The sequence below is a fragment of the Cellulomonas sp. GTC20042 genome, assembly GCF_055389595.1.
The window spans coordinates 2,037,706-2,058,107 of sequence record NZ_AP043678.1 but is presented as its reverse complement, the minus strand read 5'-3'; the positions used below and the strand labels follow the sequence as shown (position 1 = coordinate 2,058,107).

General features: G+C 74.9%; 19 protein-coding genes. 3 read left to right on the top strand and 16 right to left on the bottom strand.

The genetic code is table 11. From position 1 onward, the window contains the following. Positions 1-41: 41 nt before the first annotated feature. The 5 genes from dop to ACZ5HG_RS09440 all read right to left on the bottom strand — a co-directional run bounded on the left by dop (position 42) and on the right by ACZ5HG_RS09440 (position 5,667). The gene (gene dop / locus ACZ5HG_RS09460) at positions 42-1,643 is read right to left on the bottom strand and encodes a depupylase/deamidase Dop (protein ID WP_464182039.1); all 1,602 of its coding nucleotides are present in this window, start codon (positions 1,641-1,643) and stop codon (positions 42-44) included. A 55-nt stretch (positions 1,644-1,698) separates the two neighbouring features. Further along, complete coding sequence (locus ACZ5HG_RS09455) at positions 1,699-3,486, bottom strand: carbohydrate-binding domain-containing protein (RefSeq protein ID WP_464182038.1); 1,788 nt, start codon at positions 3,484-3,486, stop codon at positions 1,699-1,701. Positions 3,487-3,593: 107 nt separating this feature from the next. Further along, positions 3,594-4,370 (bottom strand): VTC domain-containing protein, encoded by a 777-nt coding sequence (locus ACZ5HG_RS09450; protein WP_464182036.1) that lies wholly within the window; start codon positions 4,368-4,370, stop codon positions 3,594-3,596. Continuing rightward, a complete protein-coding gene (locus ACZ5HG_RS09445) occupies positions 4,367-4,978 on the bottom strand; it encodes a DUF4956 domain-containing protein (protein WP_464182035.1) in 612 nt (203 codons plus the stop codon). The genes ACZ5HG_RS09450 and ACZ5HG_RS09445 overlap by 4 nt, the downstream gene beginning before the upstream one ends. 77 nt (positions 4,979-5,055) lie before the next feature. Continuing rightward, positions 5,056-5,667 (bottom strand): TetR-like C-terminal domain-containing protein, encoded by a 612-nt coding sequence (locus ACZ5HG_RS09440; protein WP_464182034.1) that lies wholly within the window; start codon positions 5,665-5,667, stop codon positions 5,056-5,058. Between the two features lie 60 nt (positions 5,668-5,727). Here ACZ5HG_RS09440 and ACZ5HG_RS09435 point away from each other — a divergent pair, with 60 nt between their 5' ends. Further along, positions 5,728-6,123: a hypothetical protein gene (locus ACZ5HG_RS09435; protein ID WP_464182033.1), complete on the top strand. Its 396-nt coding sequence runs from the start codon at positions 5,728-5,730 to the stop codon at positions 6,121-6,123. Here ACZ5HG_RS09435 and arc read toward each other — a convergent pair. The 8 genes from arc to ACZ5HG_RS09395 form a co-directional block, all read right to left on the bottom strand. Continuing rightward, positions 6,120-7,748 (bottom strand): proteasome ATPase, encoded by a 1,629-nt coding sequence (arc, locus tag ACZ5HG_RS09430; RefSeq protein ID WP_464182032.1) that lies wholly within the window; start codon positions 7,746-7,748, stop codon positions 6,120-6,122. The two genes, ACZ5HG_RS09435 and arc, sit on opposite strands and share 4 nt — an antisense overlap. 254 nt (positions 7,749-8,002) lie before the next feature. Next, the gene (locus tag ACZ5HG_RS09425) at positions 8,003-9,073 is read right to left on the bottom strand and encodes a tRNA (adenine-N1)-methyltransferase (protein ID WP_464182031.1); all 1,071 of its coding nucleotides are present in this window, start codon (positions 9,071-9,073) and stop codon (positions 8,003-8,005) included. Positions 9,074-9,084: 11 nt separating this feature from the next. Then, positions 9,085-10,215 (bottom strand): site-2 protease family protein, encoded by a 1,131-nt coding sequence (locus ACZ5HG_RS09420; protein ID WP_464182030.1) that lies wholly within the window; start codon positions 10,213-10,215, stop codon positions 9,085-9,087. 69 nt (positions 10,216-10,284) lie between these two features. Then, a complete protein-coding gene (locus ACZ5HG_RS09415; protein ID WP_464182029.1) occupies positions 10,285-11,145 on the bottom strand; it encodes an aminotransferase class IV in 861 nt (286 codons plus the stop codon). A 131-nt stretch (positions 11,146-11,276) separates the two neighbouring features. Beyond that, on the bottom strand, positions 11,277-11,879 hold the full coding sequence (locus ACZ5HG_RS09410) for a flavodoxin family protein (RefSeq protein ID WP_464182028.1): 603 nt from the start codon (positions 11,877-11,879) through the stop codon (positions 11,277-11,279). A gap of 51 nt (positions 11,880-11,930) precedes the next feature. Beyond that, positions 11,931-12,572, bottom strand: coding sequence for an ANTAR domain-containing protein (locus ACZ5HG_RS09405; protein ID WP_464182027.1), 642 nt, complete (start codon positions 12,570-12,572; stop codon positions 11,931-11,933). A 243-nt stretch (positions 12,573-12,815) separates the two neighbouring features. Then, a complete protein-coding gene (locus ACZ5HG_RS09400; RefSeq protein WP_464182026.1) occupies positions 12,816-13,550 on the bottom strand; it encodes a hypothetical protein in 735 nt (244 codons plus the stop codon). 103 nt (positions 13,551-13,653) lie between these two features. Beyond that, positions 13,654-14,700 (bottom strand): phosphotransferase family protein, encoded by a 1,047-nt coding sequence (locus tag ACZ5HG_RS09395; RefSeq protein ID WP_464182025.1) that lies wholly within the window; start codon positions 14,698-14,700, stop codon positions 13,654-13,656. 151 nt (positions 14,701-14,851) lie between these two features. Here ACZ5HG_RS09395 and ACZ5HG_RS09390 point away from each other — a divergent pair, with 151 nt between their 5' ends. Next, a complete protein-coding gene (locus ACZ5HG_RS09390) occupies positions 14,852-15,445 on the top strand; it encodes a DinB family protein (RefSeq protein WP_464182024.1) in 594 nt (197 codons plus the stop codon). Positions 15,446-15,461: 16 nt separating this feature from the next. On the opposite strand, the gene ACZ5HG_RS09385 is transcribed toward ACZ5HG_RS09390, so the two are convergent. Further along, a complete protein-coding gene (locus ACZ5HG_RS09385; RefSeq protein WP_464182022.1) occupies positions 15,462-17,219 on the bottom strand; it encodes a GGDEF domain-containing protein in 1,758 nt (585 codons plus the stop codon). 153 nt (positions 17,220-17,372) lie between these two features. Here ACZ5HG_RS09385 and ACZ5HG_RS09380 point away from each other — a divergent pair, with 153 nt between their 5' ends. Beyond that, positions 17,373-18,245, top strand: coding sequence for a formate/nitrite transporter family protein (locus ACZ5HG_RS09380; RefSeq protein WP_464182021.1), 873 nt, complete (start codon positions 17,373-17,375; stop codon positions 18,243-18,245). Between the two features lie 55 nt (positions 18,246-18,300). Here the strand turns inward: ACZ5HG_RS09380 and ACZ5HG_RS09375 are convergent, their stop codons facing one another. Together ACZ5HG_RS09375 and ACZ5HG_RS09370 are read right to left on the bottom strand one after the other, a co-directional pair. Continuing rightward, on the bottom strand, positions 18,301-19,263 hold the full coding sequence (locus ACZ5HG_RS09375; protein WP_464182020.1) for a M15 family metallopeptidase: 963 nt from the start codon (positions 19,261-19,263) through the stop codon (positions 18,301-18,303). A gap of 112 nt (positions 19,264-19,375) precedes the next feature. Then, positions 19,376-20,278 carry a response regulator transcription factor gene (locus ACZ5HG_RS09370; RefSeq protein WP_464182019.1) on the bottom strand — a complete coding sequence of 301 codons (903 nt, stop codon included), beginning with the start codon at positions 20,276-20,278 and terminating at the stop codon, positions 19,376-19,378. Between the last annotated feature and the right edge of the window lie 124 nt (positions 20,279-20,402).

Below are 20,402 nucleotides of genomic sequence, written 5' to 3'. Positions count from 1 at the left end.
GCCCTGGTGGGCGCGCTGTCGGGTCGGGTCTCAGCAAGTCCTCAGCCGCGCAGCGCGGCCAGCAGCGAGCCGACGTCCGGCGAGCGCTCGAACAGCTCAGCCACGTGCGCGCGGGTGCCGCGCAGCGGGTCGCGCATCGGCACCCGCTGCAGGCTCGGCGCGCCGGGCACGTCGAAGACCACCGAGTCCCAGGACGCCGCCGAGACGTGCCCGCCGAACCGCGCGATCGCCTGCCCGCGGAAGTACGCCCGGGTGTCCTCCGGCGGCGTGCCGACGGCCGCGGCGACCTGCTCGTCGGTCACCAGGCGCTCGACGGCGCCGGCGGCGACGAGCCGGTGGTAGAGCCCGCGCTCGGGGCGCACGTCGGACCACTGGAGGTCGACCGCCGCCAGGCGCGGGTGGTCCCAGTCCAGGTGGTCGCGGCGGCGCATGCCCTCCAGCAGGCGCAGCTTGGCCAGCCACTCCACCTCGCGGGCGCAGGACGCGGGATCGGTCGCCAGCCGGTCCAGCAGCGACCCCCAGCGCGCGATCACGTCGGCCGTCTGGGCGTCCGTCTCCCCCACCCGCAGCAGGGCGGACTGCACGGCGGACAGGTACTCGCGCTGGATCTCCAGCGCGGTGAGCCAGCGGCCGTCGGCCAGCGGCAGCCGGGCGGTCAGCGCGAGGTCGTGGCTGACGGTGTGCACGCAGGCGACGGGATCGGCCAGCGCCAGGCGGTCCACGGCGGCGGCCAGGTCGCCGATCTCCCCGGCGGCGGCCCGCTCGATCAGCCAGAGCACCAGCGAGGTCGTGCCGAGCTTGAGGTAGGTGGCGACCTCGAGCTGGTTGGCGTCGCCGATGATCACGTGCAGCCGTCGCCAGCGGTCCGGGTCGGCGTGCGGCTCGTCGCGGGTGTTGACGATCGGGCGGCGCAGCGTCGTCTCCAGGCCGACCTCCGCCTCCATGTAGTCGGCGCGCTGGGACAGCTGGAATCCGGCGGTCTCGCCGCGCTGGCCGATCCCCACCCGCCCCGCACCGGTGAACACCTGCCGGGTGACCAGGAACGGGGTGATCCGGGAGGCCAGGTCGGTGAACGGCACCGCGCGGTCGACCAGGAAGTTCTCGTGGGTGCCGTAGGTGGCGCCCTTGCCGTCCACGTTGTTCTTGTAGAGGGCGACGTCCGGCAGCGCGCTCGTCGAGGCCAGCGCCCGCACCGAGGCCAGCATCACCAGCTCCCCCGCGCGGTCCCAGCGCACCGCGTCCAGCGGGTTGGTGACCTCCGGCGAGGAGTACTCCGGGTGCGCGTGGTCCACGTAGAGGCGGGCACCGTTGGTGAGGATCACGTTGGCGGCGCCCGGGTCCTCGTACTCCTCGACCAGCGAGCGCGCGACGTCCTGCGGGCCGTCGCCGGAGGGCGCCGGGCGGGCCGGGTCGTCGGTGAGCAGCGAGGGGTGCGCGGAGGCACGTTGCAGGTGGAACCCGCGGGCGTCCTGCAACGGGTCCTCGTCGTCGTAGTCCCAGCGCGCCTTGGCCCGGGCCCCCTGCCGCGCGGCCGCGTGCACCGCGACGACGTGGCTGGACAGCAGCATCGGGTTGGCGTTGGGGCGGTCCGGCTGGAGCACCCCGTACTCGGTCTCGATCCCCATCACGCGGCGCACGGTCACGGCGTCCACCCTAGTCGGGGCGGACGCCGTGACCTCGACGCGCGGCAGGAGGACGTCAGGGGCGCTGGCCGCCCTGGCCGCCGCCGGGCTGACCGCCGCCCGCGGCGCCGCCCATGGTGCCGCCGGTGTGCTCGCCGGCGGTCACGGTCATCACCTCGGCGCCGTCGGCGGTGATCGTGTAGGTGTCCCCCGCCACGATCGCCGCGTCGGAGACCACCAGCGAGGTGATCTGCTTGGCGGCCGTGTACGAGGCGACCACGGTGCCGTCGCTCGCGACCACCTCGATCACGGTGCCCGCGGTCTGCGTGCTGCTGAACGTCGCCGACACCCAGCCCTGCCCGTCGGTGCCCGGGGCGATCGCCATGCCGGAGGAGCCGGCCGCGACCAGGGTGCCGCCGGTGACCTCGAAGGTCCCGTCCACGTCGAGCGCGCCGTTCCCGTCGTCGGTCGGCCCGTCCACTACCACGTCGCCGCCGCTCATGGTCAGCGTGCCGTTGGCGTCCAGGCCGTCGCCGCCGGCGTCCACGTGGATCGTGCCGCCGGTGATCGTCAGGCTGGCGGTGCCGGAGGTCTCGCCCTGCGGGCCGCCCCAGTCACCCTGCGCATCCTCCGTCGATCCGGTGGCGCTGCTCGCGGCGTTCACGCCGTCGTCGGAGGCGGTGACGTCGATCGTGCCGCCGGCCAGGGTGATCGCCTCGGCCTCCAGCCCCTCGTAGGAGGTGCTGACCGTGATCGTGCCGCCGGTGACGTCGAGGGCCACGTCCGCGTGCACGCCGTCGTCCCCGCTGGCGAGGTCGATCGTGCCGTCGGTGAGCGTGACGATCCCGTTGGAGTGGATCGCGTCGTCGGCGGCGTCGATCGTGACCGCGCCGTCGTCCACCACCACGGCGGCGTTCCCCTTGACGCCCTTGGTGGAGGTGTCGTCGGCGAGCGTGGCGCCGGACCCGCCGCCGGCGGTGACGTCCAGGGTGCCGCCGGTGACCACGGCGTCGGTCTCGGCCTGCACGCCGTCGCCGTCCGCGACGATCGTCACGTCCCCGCCGGCCAGGTGCACGAAGCCGGCGGTGGTGTCGGTGTCCTCGTCGGACTTCAGGCCGTCACCGCCCGCGGTGACGTCGATCGTGCCGCCGGTGACCACCAGGTAGTCCTTGCCGCGGATGCCGTCGTCCACCGCGTCCACGGTGATCGTGCCGCCGCTGATCACCAGCCCGTCCTTGCCGACGATCGCGTCGTTGGCGTTGCCGTGCACGGTGAGCGCGCCCTCGCCGGTGATCGCGAGGTCCGCGGTGGAGTACAGCGCGCCGGTCGGCTCGTCCTCGCCGTCGCCGTAGGCGGTGGTGTCGGACAGGGTGTTCTGCGACCCGGCGGCGAGCTCGACGGTGACCGAGCCGGCCTCCTGCACCCAGATCGCGGCGCTGGTGCTGCTGGAGATCTCCGCCCCGTCGAGCACCAGGCGCACGACCTCGTCCCCGGTGGCGACCACGATCTGCCCGTCGTCGAGGGTGCCGGAGATCGTGTAGGTGCCACCGGCGGTGATCGTGACGACGCCGCCGTCCACGGTCACGCCCTCGGCGTCGCTGCTCGCGGAGTCGCCGTCCAGCGTGATCGTGCCGGTGGTGTCGCCCGGGTCGTCGCCCGCCGCGTCGTGCACGGTGAGGTTCGCGGCCAGCACCTCGTCGGCGGTCGATCCCGCGGCGACCGAGGTGTCGGTGGTGCCGTCCTCGGTGGTGGTGGTCGTGACGGAGGTGCCGTCGGTGTCCGCCGCGCTGACCGCGGTGGAGCAGCCGGCCAGCACGGCGACCAGCACGGCCGAGGCGGCCAGAAGGGTTCGAGGGTGTCGCACGGGGATCTCCTTGCTCTGCACGAGGTCGGTGGTTCGGTCGCTCACGCGGCGTGTCGCGATGGCGTGTCCTGCACGAACCACCGACCTCGTCGGGATGGGGTGAGGTCTCAGGGGGTGAGGGTGCGGCGCACGGTGCGGCGCCAGGGGCGCGCGCTCAGCGTCGGGTCGAGCACGACCAGGCCGGTCGCGTACTTCGAGATGCGGGTGGGGCGGTGGCCGAGCGACCAGAGCGCGCGATCGGCGCAGGACGCCCCGGCGGTGCTCTTGGTCTCGACCACGGCGTGCGCGGGCACACCGGCCGCCGCGTCCGCGTCGCTCCACTCCAGGCCGGTGTCCACGGTCATCCGGGCGCCGTCCGGCAGGTAGAGGGTGCGCCGCGCGTAGCGGGTGGTCAGGGTCGGGACGAGCGTCAGGTCGGCGGGGACGGGCACGCCCTGCCCGGTCAGCACCTCGCGGACGAACGGCAGGCCGTCGGCCAGCGAGCCGCGCAGGTCGGTGGCGTGCTCCTGCCGGTTCTTCACCGTCGTGCCGCGCGGGCCGCGGGTCTTGACCTCGAGCCAGGAGCCGCCGGTGTCGCAGTACGTCCGGGTGCGGACCTTGTACCGGCGACGACGCCTGCCGGCCGCGAGGTGGAAGCACTCCAGGTCCGGGGTGTCGAAGTACACCGACTCGTAGCCGAAGGTGTCGGCCTCGTCGATCACCAGCCGCCGGGTGCCCGCCGGCAGCGCGTCGTGCAGGGCGGCCAGCGCGGTCAGCGGCAGCACGTACTTGCGGTCGACCCGGGTCTGCAGGGCGGCGGTGGCCTCGATCTCGGCCAGGGTGATCGTCGGCATCCTGGCGAGGTCCGGGACGATCACGGCCGGGGGGCCGGACAGGGCGGTCATCGGCCGGCCCCGGTCAGCACCTCGGCGCGACGGTCCGCCGCCAGCTCCACCGGCACGGCCGTGCGGTCGAGCACCTGGTAGCGCACGTCCACCACGGTCACGTCGTCCACCAGGTCGAGCCGCTGCACGGTCACGCCGTGCACCCGGGCGCCCAGCACCTCCTCCAGGCGGGCCACCAGCGCGGTCCGGTCCCCGAAGGCCCCGTCCAGCACGACGACCTGGTGCTCGTAGCGGCGCAGCAGCCCCGGGTGGTCACCGACCAGCATGGCGACCAGGATCAGCGCCATCAGCGCCGGTGCCAGCGCGCCGAGGGACGATCCGAGCCCGCCGATCAGGCCGAGCGCCAGCGCCGAGAAGTAGTACGCGACCTCCCGCTGGTCGATCTCCGAGGACCGCAGCCGGATGATCGACAGCACGCCGAACAGGCCGAGCCCGAGGCCGGCGCCGACCGTCGAGGAGGACAGCGCCCCGGCGACGGCCAGCACGCCGACGTTCACGCCGAGGAACGCGACCACCAGGTCACGCCGGCGGTGCCGGGGGAAGTACAGGGCGAAGGTCAGGATGCTGATGGCGACCAGGTCGATCGCGAACAGGGCGGCGGCAGGCATGGGCACCTCGATGAACGTGCGGTGAACAGGACACGTCCATTGAGCCGTCCGGGTCTGTGCGGTGGCTGTGCGAGGCGTCAGCCGGTGGTGTGGGTCTGATCCGCCGGAGCGCCGAGGTCCAGCGCCCGCAGCGCACGATCGGCGACCCGCGCGGCCTCGGCGGCGGACGCGGGGGCCCCGGCGAGCAGCGCGCGGTACAGCAGCGGCCCCACCAGCAGCTCCGCCAGCGCGAGGACGGTCTGCTCCCCCGCCGCCTCGACCGCGATCTCCCCGCGACGGGCCGCCCGGGCCAGCGCGTCGGCCAGCGAGGCGGCGCGCGGCGCGACCCACTCGCCGATCAGCGCCGCACGCGTCCCGGGGTCGTCGGCCAGGTCGACCAGCAGCCCCGGCAGCACCGTGGCGAAGGCCGGGCGCGCGGTCACCGTCGCCACCGCACGGGCCACCGCGCGCAGGTCCGCGACCAGGCTGCCGGTGTCCGCCGCGGGGTCGGGGTCCTCGTGCCGGGCCACCGCCGCCATCACCACCGCGACCCGCGAGGGCCAGCGCCGGTAGACGGTCGGGCGGCTCACCCCGGCGCGGGCGGCCACCGCCTCCACGGTCACCGCGGCGTAGCCGCCCTTGGCGAGCAGGGCGTCGGCGGCGTCGAGCAGCGCGGCGTCCACGGCGGGGTCGCGGGGTCGGCCGGCCACGAGTCCTCCTGCGGTGCATTACGTTACGTCGTGTCACTCTATCCCGAGGAGCCTACACCGATGCCCGCGACCGCCACGCCGCACCGCCGCACGATCGCCACGCTCGCCCTGGTCACCACCGTGGGCGCGCTGGTCGGCGCGATCGGCTTCCTCACCGGCACGCTCGACCTGGGCGCGGAGATCCTGGCCCGCACGCCCTTCACCTCCTGGGTCTGGCCCGGCGTCGCGCTCGCCCTGCTGATCGGGCTGCCCACCGCCGCCACCGGGACCGCCGCCCTGCGCCGCGACCCGCGCACCGGCACGCTCGCCGTCGGCACCGGTGCCGTGCTGGCGCTGTGGATCGCCGCGCAGCCGGTCTGGCTGCACGTCGTGCACCCGTTCACGGTCGTCTTCGGCCTGGTCGCGCTCGCCCTGCTCGTGCTCGGCACGCGCGCCCGGCCGGTCCGGCCCGCCTAGAGGTACTGGCCCGTGCTGGTGACGTTCTCGATCCGGCGCGAGGCCTCCTCGCCCTTCTTGTCCTGGACGATCGTGCGGATGAACACGATGCGCTCCCCCTTCTTGCCGGAGATGCGCGCCCAGTCGTCGGGGTTGGTGGTGTTCGGCAGGTCCTCGTTCTCCTTGAACTCGTCCACGCACGCCGTCAGCAGGTGCTCCACCCGCAGGCCGCGCTGACCGGTGGACAGCAGGTCCTTGATCGCCGACTTCTTCGCCCGGTCCACGACGTTCTGGATCATCGCGCCGGAGTTGAAGTCCTTGAAGTAGAGGATCTCCTTGTCGCCGCTGGCGTAGGTGACCTCGAGGAAGCGGTTCTCGTCGTCCTCGGAGTACATCCGCTCCACGGCCCGCGACACCATCGCGTCCACCGCGTCCCGCGCGGACCCGCGGTGCTCGGCCAGGTCGTCGGCGTGGATCGGCAGGTCGGCGGTGAGGTACTTGGCGAAGATCTCGCGGGCCCCCTCGGCGTCCGGGCGCTCGATCTTGATCTTCACGTCGAGCCGGCCGGGCCGCAGGATCGCGGGGTCGATCATGTCCTCGCGGTTCGAGGCGCCGATCACGATCACGTTCTCCAGCCGCTCCACACCGTCGATCTCGGCGAGCAGCTGCGGGACGATCGTGGTCTCGACGTCGCTGGACACCCCCGTGCCACGGGTGCGGAACAGCGACTCCATCTCGTCGAAGAACACCACCACCGGGTGCCCCTGGGACGCCTTCTCGCGCGCTCGGGAGAAGATCAGCCGGATGTGCCGCTCGGTCTCGCCGACGTACTTGTTCAGCAGCTCGGGGCCCTTGACGTTGAGGAAGTAGCTCTTGGCGTCGGTGACCTCCTCGCCGCGCGCCCGGGCCGCCGTCGCGGCGAGCGAGTGCGCCACCGCCTTGGCGATCAGCGTCTTGCCGCAGCCGGGAGGGCCGTACAGCAGCACGCCCTTCGGCGGCTTGAGACCGTGCTCGCGGAACAGCTCGGGGTGCAGGAACGGCAGCTCGACGGCGTCGCGGATCTGCTCGATCTGCGGACCCAGCCCGCCGATGTCCGCGTAGTCGATGTCCGGCACCTCCTCGAGCACCAGGTCCTCGACCTCGGCGCGGGGCACCCGCTCGAACACGAAGCCGCTGCGCGCCTCGACGGTCAGCGCGTCACCGACCCGCACCGAGCCGTCGGACACCTGCCCGGCCAGCCGGACCACCCGCTCCTCGTCACCACGTCCGACCACCAGCGCGCGGTCCCGGCCCAGCAGCTCCTTGACGGTGACCAGCTCGCCGACCTGCTCGTACCCGCCGACCTCGACCACCGTCAGCGCCTCGTTGAGCATGACCTCCTGGCCGGGCCGCAGCCGGCGCACGTCGACCGCCGGCGAGGCGCCCACGTGCATCTTGCGCCCGGCGGAGACGATGTCCACCGTGCCGTCGGTGCGCGCGGCGAGGAAGGTCGCGTAGGTGCCCGGGGGCTTGGCGAGGTCGTCGATCTGCCGCTTGAGCTCGATGATCTGGTCGCGCGCGGCGACCAGCGCGTCGGACAGGCGCTCGTTCTTGGCGGCCAGGAGCGCGAGCTCGCGCTGCAGGTCGCGTGCTGCCGGTTCGGTCATCGCCCTACCTCCGATCGCGGGGTTCCACGAGGTTAACCACCGCTGTCAATCGCTGGCGGGACGCGCGCCGCGCACGCTCCCCCACGCTCCCTCGCGCACGCGCTGCGCGCCTCCCGCGCTCCCTCTCCGCGCGCTCCCCGCGCCGAGTTCGGTGGTTCGTGCGAAAAAAGCACCGCGCAACCACCGAACTCGGCCCGAACCACCGAACTCGCGGGAGGGGTGGGAGCGGAGCGGGGGGTGCGAGCGGAGCGGGGTCAGTCGCGGCCGATGTCGCGGCGGACGCGGCGGAGCTTCTTCTCGGAGAGGGGGCGCTCGCCGACGGCCTCGGGGGTCCACTCCTCGGCGGGGATCTGCCGGACGGAGCGGGTGCTGACCGCCTCGTCGGACTCGTCCGTCAGGGGCGCGTCCCCGTCGATCTGGCTGCCCTTGGCGGGACGGCGCTTGCGCAGCGGGGGCTCGACGCCGTCGGCCAGCCGCCGGGCGGTGAGCAGGAAGCCGGTGTGGCCGATCATCCGGTGCTCGGGGCGGACCGCCAGACCCTCCAGGTGCCAGCCGCGGACCATCGACTCCCAGGCGGTCGGCTCGGTGTAGCGCCCGTCCGCGCGGATGTCCTCGGCCAGGCGGGACAGCTGCGTGGTGGTCGCGACGTAGCAGATCAGCACGCCGCCGGGGGCCAGGGCCACCGCCACGGCCTCCAGGTTCTCCCACGGGGCGAGCATGTCGAGCACCACGCGGTCGACCGACCCGGGCTGCTCGGTGACCGGCAGCACGTCGGACAGGTCGCCGGTGGACAGCGTCCAGGCCGGGTGCGGCCCGCCGAAGAAGGTCTCGACGTTCCCGCGCGCGATCGACGCGAAGTCCTCCCGCCGCTCGATCGAGCGCAGGTGCCCGCCGTCGCCGACCGCGCGCAGCAGCGACAGGGTGAGCGCACCCGAGCCGACGCCGGCCTCGACCACCCGCGCCCCGGGGAAGATGTCGGCCATCGCGACGATCTGCCCGGCGTCCTTGGGGTAGACCACCGCCGCGCCGCGCGGCATGGACAGCGTGTAGTCGCTGAGCAGCGGGCGCAGGGCCAGGTAGTCCACGCCGCCGGTGCTGCGGACCACGGTGCCCTCGGGGGCGCCGATCAGCTCCTCGTGGCGGAAGTAGCCCTTGTGGGTGTGGAACGTGGCCTCGGGGGCCAGCGTGATCGTGTGCAGCCGGCCGCGCGGGTCGGTGAGCTGCACCCGCTCCCCCACGCGCAGCAGCCCGCGGCGCAGGTGGGCGCCGGTGGACGTGCCCGGGGTCGTGGGGGCAGGGGCGGGCACGGCGGTCTCGTCGGTCACGGTGGACGAGTCTAGGAGCGCGCGGGGGTCCGCAGCGCCGCCGCCACGTCCTGCGAGCGGATCAGGGCCACCGGACGCCCGTCCACCACCGCCACCATCACCGGCGCCCACCGAGCGACCTGGCCCACCGCGCGCACCAGGTCGACGCCCTGCAGCCGGCCGTCGACGGCGGCGCCGGCGGGCAGGGTCACCGCGACGGCGGTCACCGGCACGTGCGCACGGTCGTGCGGGGGCACCGCGGCGGCGGCCGCCGGGTCGACGTAGGCCGCCACCCGCCCGTCCGGGGACAGCAGCAGCACGGCCTCGGCCCGGGCCAGCCCGCGCGCCGCGTCCGCCTCGGCCAGCACCGCCGTGGCCGGCACCGCGACGGCGGGCACGCCGACCCGCTGCACGGTCACCGCGTCCACCGCCCGGGAGGACTGCGCGGAGCGGATCGCCTGCGAGGCGCCGGACCAGAGGAACGCCCCGACGATCGCGGCCCACACCACGGCGACCAGGTCCGGCGTGCGCCCGGCCAGCAGCGGGATCCCGAGCACCCAGAGCACGAAGCCGATCGCGACCACCCGCCCGCACCAGCCGGCGACCACGGCCCCGCGCCGGCGGTCCCCGGTGATCCGCCAGACCAGCGCCTCCAGCACCTGCCCGCCGTCCAGCGGCAGGCCGGGCACCAGGTTGAAGCCGCCGACGAACGCGTTGGAGAACGCCCCGGCGAACAGCAGCAGGTGCGCCAGCCCGTAGGGCTCCACCAGCGTCGCGGCCAGGCCGAGCAGACCGGCCAGCACCAGGTTCGCCACCGGGCCGACCACCGCGACCAGGGCGCTGGTGCCGGCGGTGATCGTCCCGCCGCCGAAGGCGGTGTGCCCGCCGATCAGGGTGAGCGCGTACTCGCGCACCCGCAGCCCGCGCGCCTGCGCGACCAGCCCGTGCGCGAGCTCGTGCACCAGCACCGACAGCAGCAGGAGCACCGCGAAGCCCAGCGCCACCAGGTAGGTCGATCCGGCGCCGAGCTGCGGCGCCCGGGCCTGCACGGTCGGCGCGAACACCAGGGCGATCACCGCCGCCGTGAGCGCGCTGCTCGGCGTCAGCACCACCGGCGCACCCTTGACCCGCGCGATCACCCAGCCCCGTGTGCGTCCGTCCACGGGCACAGGCTACGGGGCCCGGCTGGGCGCGCGGGCCGGGTGCTCAGGCAGGCAGGCGCGGCGATCAGGTCAGGGATCGAGGTGGTCGCGCTGCTGCGCGTCGAACACCCGGGCCACCTCACGGGTGACCGGACCGACCACGCCACCACCGATCGGCACCCCGTCGACCGCCACCACGGGCTGCACGTCGCGGCCGGTGGAGGTGAGGAACACCTCGTCCGAGGTGGTCAGCGCGTCGTAGGGCAGATCGACCTCGCGCCCGCCGAACCACTCCAGCACCAGCGCGCGCGTGACGCCCGCCAGGCAGCCGGAGATCAGCGGCGGGGTCAGCAGCTCGCCGTCGCGCACCACGAACACGTTGGTCCCGGTGCCCTCGCAGAGCAGGCCCTTGGTGTTGGCGAACACCGCCTCGCTGGCCCCGGCGGCGTGCGCCTGGGCGAGCGCCAGCACGTTCTCGCCGTAGGAGGTGGTCTTCAGACCGGTGAGCGCGCCGACGTCGTTGCGCCGGTAGGGCACGGTGATGATCGAGGTCTGCGGGTCCGGGTCGTGCCCCGGGGTGACGCCCAGCACCAGGGTCGGGGTGGCGTCGCCGACGCGTCCGCTGCCCAGCAGGCCGGGGCCGCCGGTGAAGGTGATCCGCAGCAGGTCGAAGCCGGTGGTCAGCAGGTCGGCGTTGGCCTCGACCACCTCGTGCGCGGCGCGGCGCACGGTCTCGACGTCGAAGCCGGTCAGGCCGATCCCCGCGGCGGAGCGCTCCATGCGGCGCAGGTGCCGCGTGAGCGCGAAGATCCGGCCGTGGTCGACCTTCACCGCCTCGAACACCCCGTCACCGACCACGAAGCCGTGGTCGCGCGCGGAGGTCGTCGCCTCCGCCGCCGGCACCAGCGTGCCGTTCACCCAGAACACGGTCGACGAGACGTCGATCTCCACCGCAGCGCTCCTGTCTCGGGTGCGGCACCGGTGCGGGCCGCCTGCGCGGCAGCCTACGCGGGCCGAGGTTTCCGGCAGGTGACGCCTGACGTGCGTGGACGGCGCCGGGTGCCTGGCGGCGGGTGCGGGCCTCAGGCGGCGGGTGCGGTGCGGCGCAGCAGGTCGGCGCCCCAGGCGGCCGCGCGGTCCAGCTCGCCCGGCTGCAACGGCCCGACGGTGCCCGCGACGTGGAAGCCCTCGGGGTGCCGCACCACGTCGTAGCCGGCGCGGGACAGCCGCTTGGCGATGCCGGCGGCGGCCCGTCGAGGCACCGGGACCGGGTTGTCGACCCGGGTGTCGTAGGCGGCCGCCGGGGTGCCGTCGGCGGGCGGCAGCTGCTCCAGCCACTCGCGGACCCCGCGGCCGGTGTCGGCGCCCGGCTCCCCCGCGGCGCGGCGGCGCGCCTCGTCGGAGTCGATCTTCTGCGGCCGGCTGGCGCGGGTCTCCGGCTTGCTCAGCGTGAGCATGTGGGTGGGGCCGCCGACCACCAGCAGGTCGCACTCGGGGGCGTCCGGCACGTCGAGCACGTTCACCGCGCGCACGTCGGCGGTCGGGTCCGCCGCGCGCAGCCCGGCGGCCACCGCCTCGGCCACCGCCCGGCCGTTGCCGAACATGCTCTCGAACACCACCAGCACCCGCATGACCACTCCCTCGACCGTCCGTCCGGGCACGTCGTCGGACCCGGGTCCCAGCACGGTAGCTCCGGCACCGGGTCCGATCTGGGCCGTCGGTCCCGGGGCGTGCGCTCAGGGCAGCCGGTGCAGCGTGACGGTGCTCACGGCGCCCTCGACCACGGCCTCGGCCACCTGCTCGACGGTGGAGGAGCGGGCTGCCGCGGTCACGGTGAGCACGTGCAGCGCCTCGGTGGCGTCGCAGCCCCGACGCTCCATCAGCACGCCGACCGCCTGCTCGACGGTCACGTGCCGGCGCCGGTACCCCGCCCCGCCGCCGGGCAGGTCGGAGCGCTCCGGGATCGTGGCGTGCAGGTCGACCAGCGAGGCCATCTGCACCACGAACCGGCGGGCGCGCTCCACCACCGACTCCGGGCAGGACGCCGGCCGGTCGCCGTAGAGCGTCAGCGACACCTGGTCGCCGCGGGTGAGGTCGGCGTGCAGCACGGTCACCGAGCGGAAGTGCTGGCCCAGGACGACCTCGCGCCAGCGGTGCCAGCGCTGCTCCTGGCTGACGTCCGGCACGTGCAGCGCCTCGCCCGGCACCGCGCGCGGTCCGTCCGCGCGCACCGCGGCGGCGTCGCAGCGGTCGACCCGGTCGCCGGAGCTCGCCAGCCACCAGTCCGTGCCGCGCCGGCGCGCCCACACCGATCCCTCGACGGGTGATCCCGCCTGCGCGGTCGCGTGGGCCAGGAGGTCGCCCAGGAGCGCGTCCACGCTCCGGGCTGGCTCGACCCCCGGCCAGACCGCGCACGCCTCCTGCGCCATGCGTCCCCCTGCATCCGCGCAGCCTTCCCAGGTGCGCCCTTCGCGTCCGTGCGACCGCGCGCGAACGCGCTCCGACATCGTGGCACGCCGAAGGGCTCTGTCAAGGCTGGATGCGGGTGCCAGTACCTGCTGGACCGTCGGGATCGCTCGATGGGGTGAGGTCCGCCTTCATCGCGCGGGCCGCGGCGGCGGTCAGCGGGTGCGGTCGCCGGAGAACGCCAGGCGCCGGTCCAGCACCGCCTCGACCACCTCGGACAGCCCGGTCGAGCCGGTGAAGGCCCGTGCCCGCAGCAGCGCCAGCGCGTCCGTCGGGGGCAGGCCGGTCTGCGCGACCACCATGCCCACGGCGCGGTGCACCCGGGCCCGTCGACGCTCCTCCGCCTGCCGCACCGCGGCGGTCGGCGCGCCGCCGGCGATCGAGCCGGACAGCGCGTCCGCGAGCACCTGCCCCTCGGCCACGGGGAGCGCACGCCGGTAGGCGCCGCGCACGTGCAGGGTCAGCACGGCCACCGGCACCCCGCCGGCGCGCACCGGCCAGGAGCGCACCTCCACGGCGCCCTCGGCGTCCAGGTCGGCGTCCTCGCCCAGCGCGGCGACGAACAGCGGGAAGGCGATCGTCCGCTCCGGTCCGGGGACGCCGCCGGCGCGCACGCCGAGCAGCGCGGCGGACGACCGCTGCTCGCGGAAGGCGGTCATGCCGGGGCCCTCGCCGGTGACCTCCTCGATCTCGGCCACCCGTCGCGCGAACGGATCGGTCGCGCACAGCACGGCACGGCCCTCCTCGGCGGGGGCACAGGTCACGGACCCGCCGTCCACGTCCAGCAGGTCCACCACCGCGCGGCACATCCGGGCGACCAGCGGCTCGGTCGGCGCAGCACGACCCACCCGGCGGGCCAGCGCCGAGACGAGGTGCGACGGGTCGATCACGTGCCCAGTGTCGGTGGGACGGCGTCCCGATGCACGCGCTGCGACGAGCTCGCAGGTGGCGAGGCCGGACCGTCACCCGTCCGGGGGTGTCGCACGGGTGCGCTCAGGCGAGGGCGTCCAGCGCGGCGACCACGTTCGCCTCGCACACCGACCGGTAGTGGCCGATCCCGTCACCGGCGTAGCCGCGCGGGGCGATCTCGACGGTGAGCACCAGCGCCATGTACAGCCGGTACAGCAGCAGCCGGACCTCGCCGGAGGGGGTGCCGAGCGGCAGGTCCCCCGCCTCGGCGGCGTAGCCCGCGACCAGCGCCTCCGGCACCGGCCCCCGTCCGGTCTGGTCGGCGCCGGCGAGCTCGAGCAGCGGGTCGCCCCACACCGAGCGCTCGGTGTCGATCACGCCGGTGAGCCGCACCGTCGAGGGGTCGACGAACAGGTTGCCGGACCACAGGTCGGTGTGGACCAGCGAGGGCACGGTCACCTCGGCGAGCGCGGTCCGGTGCCGGGCCACCGCGGTGCGGATCCGGTCGTGCGGCAGCAGGGTCCCCCAGCGGTGCGCGTCGGCGAGCAGCGCCTCGACCATCCGCCCGAACGCGTCCGGCCAGGTGCCGCCGACCAGCCCGGCCTCGGCGTTCGGGTAGCCGAACCGGGTGCCGTGCACGGTGTGCAGCCGGGCCATGAACGCGCCCAGGTCGTGCTGGATCCGCTGCTCGTCCGTCGGCGAGAGGTCACCCTCGGCGCGCAGGTCGGTCAGCGGCACGCCGCTCAGGTGCTCGACCACCAGCACGTCGCCGGGCAGCACCTGCCGGGAGAAGTCGGTCTTCACCACCGCGGGCATCAGCAGGCCCGACCGCCCGGAGGCGATCCGGTACACCTCGGCCTCCGTGCGCAGCAGGTCGTGCTCGTAGGTGAGCAACCGGTCGGTGGCGGTGGGGGCGGTCTTGACCACCAGCCGCCGGCCGCCGGCCAGGGTCACCCGGTACGTGGTGGCGAACAGCCCGCCGGTCAGCCGCTCCACGGCCGCGACGGTGCCGACGTCCGCCAGGAGCGTGTCGATCTGCTCCCGGGTGCGGGTCGGGACGCCGCCGTCCTCGACGGGCGCGGTTCCGGGTGCGGCGTCGGTCTCGGGACCGGCGGCCGTGGCAGAGGGCATGACCTCGATGGTAACGCTGCCCCCTACCCCGGGCGGGAGCCCTTCGCATCCGCTGACGTGCAGCGATACCCGTCCGGGCGAGCGCTTCCCCACCCGTTCCGGTGGCCGTTCCCCCGGACGCCGTGCGGCGGCCCCGGCGCACACTGGTCCCATGGACGAGAAGACCACCCTGCTGCGCTACCTCCGGCTGCGCCGTGCGGACCTGCTGGCCAAGACCGACGGGCTCTCCGAGTACGACCTGCGCCGCCCGATGACCCCCACCGGCACCAACCTGCTCGGCCTGGTCAAGCACGTCGCGAGCGTCGAGATCGAGTACCTGGGCGAGGTGTTCGGCCGCCCCGCCGGGATCGCCCTGCCCTGGATGGCCGACGACGCCGAGCCCGACGCCGACATGTGGGTGCCCGCCGACGAGTCCGTCGCTGAGGTGGTCGCCCTGCACCACGCCGGCGCCCGGCACGCCGACGCCACGATCGAGGCGCTGCCGCTGGACGCCCCCGGTCACGTGCCGTGGTGGCCGGCGGAGCGCGCCGACGTGACCCTGCACCAGATCCTGGTGCACCTGTGCGTCGAGACCGCCCGGCACGCCGGCCACGCGGACATCCTGCGCGAGCTGATCGACGGGCAGGTCGGCAACGGGCCCGCCGACCCGAACATCCCCGGTCGCACGGCCGAGGAGCGGGCGGCGCACCGCGCCAGGATCGAGGCCGCGGCGCGTGAGGCGGGTGGGATCGCGGCCGGCGCGTGACCGGGGCGCGCCCGGATCAGACCGGCTCGCCCAGCTCCATCGCGCGCCCGACCCGCACCTGGTCGCGCCCGCCGGCCTTCGCTTCGTACAGCGCCGCGTCCGCACCGGCGAGCACCGCCTCGACCGCCACCCCCGTCGCGTGCGCGGCCACGCCGATGCTCACGGTCAGCCGCTCCCCCGACATCGGCCCGTCCCAGGCGATCTCGGCGACGGCGGCCCGCACCCGCTCGCAGACCTCGCGCGCCACCCGGTCGTCCAGCCCGTCCAGCAGCAGCGCGAACTCCTCGCCGCCGTAGCGCGCGGCCAGGTCGTCCCGGCGCAGCACGTCGCGCAGCGTCGCCGCCACCCGGATCAGCACCTCGTCGCCGACCTGGTGCGACCAGGTGTCGTTCACCCGCTTGAAGTGGTCCACGTCCACCAGGCCCACCGCGAACGGTCGGCCCGCCTCGGCGCGCGCGGCCAGCTCGCGGTCCAGCGCCCGGCGGTTGGCCAGCCCGGTCAGCGGGTCGTGCGCGGCCTCGTGCGCCAGGCGGGCGTTGCGCTCCTCCAGGGCCTCGGAGCGGCGGCGCTCCGACTCGGCCTGCCGCTCCGCCTGCTCGATCTCCATCCGGGAGCCGAGCAGCATCGCCCGGCGCTCGGCCATCGCGTCGGTCAGCCGCACGGTCAGCTCGTGCAGCTCGTGGAGCGCCCGCAGCGCCCCGGCCAGGTCGCCGGTCTCCTCGCTCGCCGCCACGAGCACCCGCAGCAGCTCGGTCCGCTCGGCCGGTCGCCGCATGTCCTCGCAGACGGTCAGCCCCGCGCTGGCCTCCGCCGCCGCCGCGTGCGCCCGGCCCTGCGCCAGCGCCACCTGCGCCCGGATCCGGTGCAGCACGATCTGCTGCCCGTTCGACGGGAAGTCCGCCAGCATGCTTGCCGCGGTGTCCAGCACCGCGCTCGCCGCCGCGAGGTCGCTGGCCAGCAGGTGCGCGGTCGCCACGGTGAAGCGCGCGTCGATCGCGGTCCGGCTCAGGCCCGCCGCGTCCGCCTCGCCCACCGCGTCGGTCGCCAGGGCCAGCGCCCGGCGCGCCGAGGCACGGGCGCCGCGCGGGTTCTCCTGCGCGAGCCGGCGGCTGGTCTCGACGAAGGTGCGGGCCAGGTGGGCCAGGGCGATCGACGCCCGGTCCGGGTCGCCCGCCGCCAGCCACAGCCGGCGCGCCTGGGTCAGCACCCCGGCCGCCTGCGGGGCGAAGTGCGGCATCGCCGTGTAGACGGTGCCGAGCATGGTCAGCACGTCGGCGGTGCCCGCGCGGTCGTCCGCCTCCTGCCGCAGCTCGGCGGCCCGGGTCAGCAGGTCCACCGCGTCCTCGACGTGCCCGAGGTCGTGGTGCACCATCCCCTGCCGCGCCAGCGCCCGCGACTGCCACACCAGCTCGCCGGCGTCCTGCGCCAGCCGTTCGGTGCGCTGCGCCCGCTCCAGCGCCCGCGAGTCCTCGCCGAGCGCGTGGTGCGCCACCGCCGTGTAGAAGCACATCTGCATCTCGGCGTCCACGGCCCCCGCCGCACGCGCCGCCGGCACCAGCTCGGACGCCCGCCGCACGCAGGCCCGGGCGTCGTGCTCCGCCAGCAGCGCCAGCTCGTCCACCGCACGCGCCCAGTCGGAGGGACGAGCGTCCTCCAGCCCGGGGTCGGAGGCGGTGGTCGTGTTCGTGGCGGGGTCCGTGTTCTGCTCGGTGCCGGGGTGGGGCGCGGGTGGTGGTCGGTGCTGCGGGACGGGTGGTCCCTCACCCGCTCCCATCGGGCGCACCGGCGCGACCTTGAGCGTGGGCTGAGCGGATCACCCCGTGGTGACCAGGTCTTTCACCCTTGAGGCGCACTCGTGGGGGCCCGGCGCGACGGGGAACCGCCATCCTGCTGCGCCGGGAGTACTCACCTGTGGCAGCGTGTGCGGGTGGCCACCCCTGACCCGCAGCCGTTGTTCCCCGGCAAGCAGTTCATCAGCACCGCCCTCGAGGTGCTCGAGACCAAGACGACGATGTCCGGAGCGCTGCGCCGCCGGTACCTGCAGCGCGCCGCGATGGCCGGCGTGATCATCGGTCTGCTGTACGCGACGAACTACGCCGTGGTGGCGGCCTTCGACGCCGTCGACCTCGGCACCTCGACCCTGCGCCCGATCGGTCGGCTGGTCGGCGCCGCCGTCTTCGGCTGGGCCCTGGTGTTCATCTACTACTCGCGGTCCGAGCTGCTGACCTCGAACATGATGCTGGTCTCGATCGGCGCCTACCACCGGCGCACCGGCTGGCTGCGTGCGGCACGGATGCTGGTGCTCTGCTACCTCGGCAACCTGGTCGGCGGGCTGTTCATCGCCCTGCTGATCCGGTTCTCCACGATCGCCGACGGCGCGCCGATGGCCGAGATGGTCGCCTCCGTCGAGCACAAGCTCGCCTACATCACCGACGGCGCGACCGGCTGGGGCGACCTGCTGGTCCGCGCGGTGCTGTGCAACTTCTGCATCAACCTCGCGATGCTGCTGGTCTACAACGGGCTGATCAAGGACGACCTCACCAAGAGCCTGGTGATGATCACCGCCGTGTTCATCTTCGCGTTCCTCGGCCTGGAGCACTCCGTCGCCAACAGTGTGCTGTTCACGATCGTCGGGCTGCACGAGGGCATCGCGCTCGGACCGGCGCTCGGCAACGTCGGGATCGCCCTGGTCGGCAACTTCCTCGGCGGCGGGCTGCTGATCGGCCTGTACTACGCCTACGTCAACGACGACACCCGCTGGCTGCGCGACCAGGCTGCGCGGGAGGACCGGCCCGCCTGAGCCTCGCCCGCCGGGACGGCTGCTCGGCGGGCCACCGGGCGCGCCGCGACGGCGGTCACGGGTACTGCCAGCCGCCTGGCAGGCCGAACAGCTCCTCCAGGGTGACCGCCCCGCTCGCCCGCAGCGCCTCGACCACCTCCGGCCCGACCCAGCGCAGGTGCCAGCCCTCCGCGTCGAAGCCCGTCACCTCGCGGCCCTCCGGCGTGTAGCGGACCACGAAGCCGAACTCCCCGGCCCGCTCCGCCAGCCACCGGCCCTCCGCGGTCTGCGCGTAGCACGCCTCGAAGTCGCAGGCCGGGTCGCTGCCGCTGCCCAGGTCCACCGCCAGGCCGGTCTGGTGCTCCGAGTGCCCAGGGCGGGCGGACACCTGATCGGCACGCTCCTGCCCCAGTGCCGCCACCCAGCCGCCGTGCACCCGCACCTGGTCGGCGTACGAGCGGTACCCGCTGAGCACCGGCAGCGTGAGTCCGTCCGCCGCCGCCGCGTCCAGCAGCGCCTGCAACGGTCCGGCGACCTCCGGGCGCGCCTGCACCGCGCCGACCGTCACCAGGGCCGCGGGCACGTGGTCCACCGGGTCGAGCGGGCGGGCCTTGTTCACCACCACCCACGGGGAGGCGGGGTCGTCGGTGCCGTGCCCGGCCGCGAGCGCGGCGAGGCGGGCGAGGGCGTCGGCGGGGGTGGGTGCGGGTGCCGGGGTCGCGTTCGGGTCCGGCAGCGGGCGCGGGAAGGTGCGGGGCAGGTGCGGGCCGTCGGGGTCGGGCAGCGGCGATCCCGGTGCGGCCGGCAGCGGTGCGGCCGAGCGGGACGTGGCAGGGACCGCCGCGAGCGCCGGCCCCACGACCGCGAACGTGCCGGGTGTCGCGGCCGCGGCCTGGGCCGCAGGAGCCGCGAGCGCCGGGGTGGGTGCCGCGAGCGCGACCACGAGCCCGCCGAGCACCGCGATCCCCCGCCCGAGCGCGCGCCCACGCGGGATCCGCAGGGCGGCGGGCGCACCGATCGTGCGGGCGGACGGGGTCACGAGCGGTGCTCCGAAGGACGGGGGCGGGACGCTCCCAGTGTCCCCATGACGACCCGCCCCGCGCACGCCGGATCGCGAGACGCCCACGACCCCGCGGCCCCGGCGGCTCCGGTCAGACCACCGGTGTCGGCCAGGTCCGCCCGGTCTGCTCCAGGAAGTCCAGCGCCGCCGCGACCCGGCGGTTCTGCGTCTGGTCGTCCAGCTCGAACTTCGCGTAGATCCCGCGCAGGTGGCTCTCGACCGAGCGGGCGGAGATGTCCAGGCACTCGGCGATCGAGATGTTCGAGAGCCCCTCGGCGGCGAGCCGGAGCACCTGGAACTGGATGGTGGTGAGCTCGGACACCGGCGAGCCGGGGCGGGGCTGGGAGCGGCGCACCAGGTACGGGTCGACGACCACGCTGCCCCGTGCGACGGCGAGCAGGGTGCCTGCGAGGACCTCCTCGGTGAAGGTGGAGCGCTTGGACAGGTAGCTCCACGGGCGGACCATCTCCTTGCGGATCGCGCTGAACAGCCCGACGTGGTCCTGCCCGGACATGAGGACCACCGACAGCTGCGGGTCCACCCGTTGCAGCTGCACGCCGAGCGCGATGCCGTTGCCGTCCATCAGGCTGATGTCGAGCAGGGCGATGTCGGTGCTCCCCGGGGTGATCGCGAGCCGGGCCTCCTGGTAGCCGGGCAGCGAGTGGACCACCCGCAGGCCCGGGTGCGCGTCGATCGATCGGGTGAGCAGGCTGCGCATCAGCCCCTCGTCCTCGACCACGCTCACCCGCACGAGGCGCTGGGGCTCGTTCCGCCGCGGGGGGACGAGCCGGCTCGCCGGGAGGTAGGCGATCTCCTCCGGCACCACCGGGCGCACGGGCGCGTCCTCCTCGTCGTCGTCGACGGGGGGTGGCTCCGGGGCCGGCGTCGGGGGTGGCAGCGGACGCTCGTCCGGGGGGTCGGACAGGTGCGCGAGCACCTCCACGATCGTGGCGGCAGCCGTGCGCTCGGCCGGCTTCCTCCCCGTGTTGCTCATCCGCACTCCTCGTCCCGTCTCGGGCCGGCCCGCGTCTGCGGCGCCCGGACCACGATGCCTGCCCGCTGAGCGTCTGAGTGGCGATCTGAGTAGTTCTCGCGGCAGATCTAGGTAGTCCGACCGC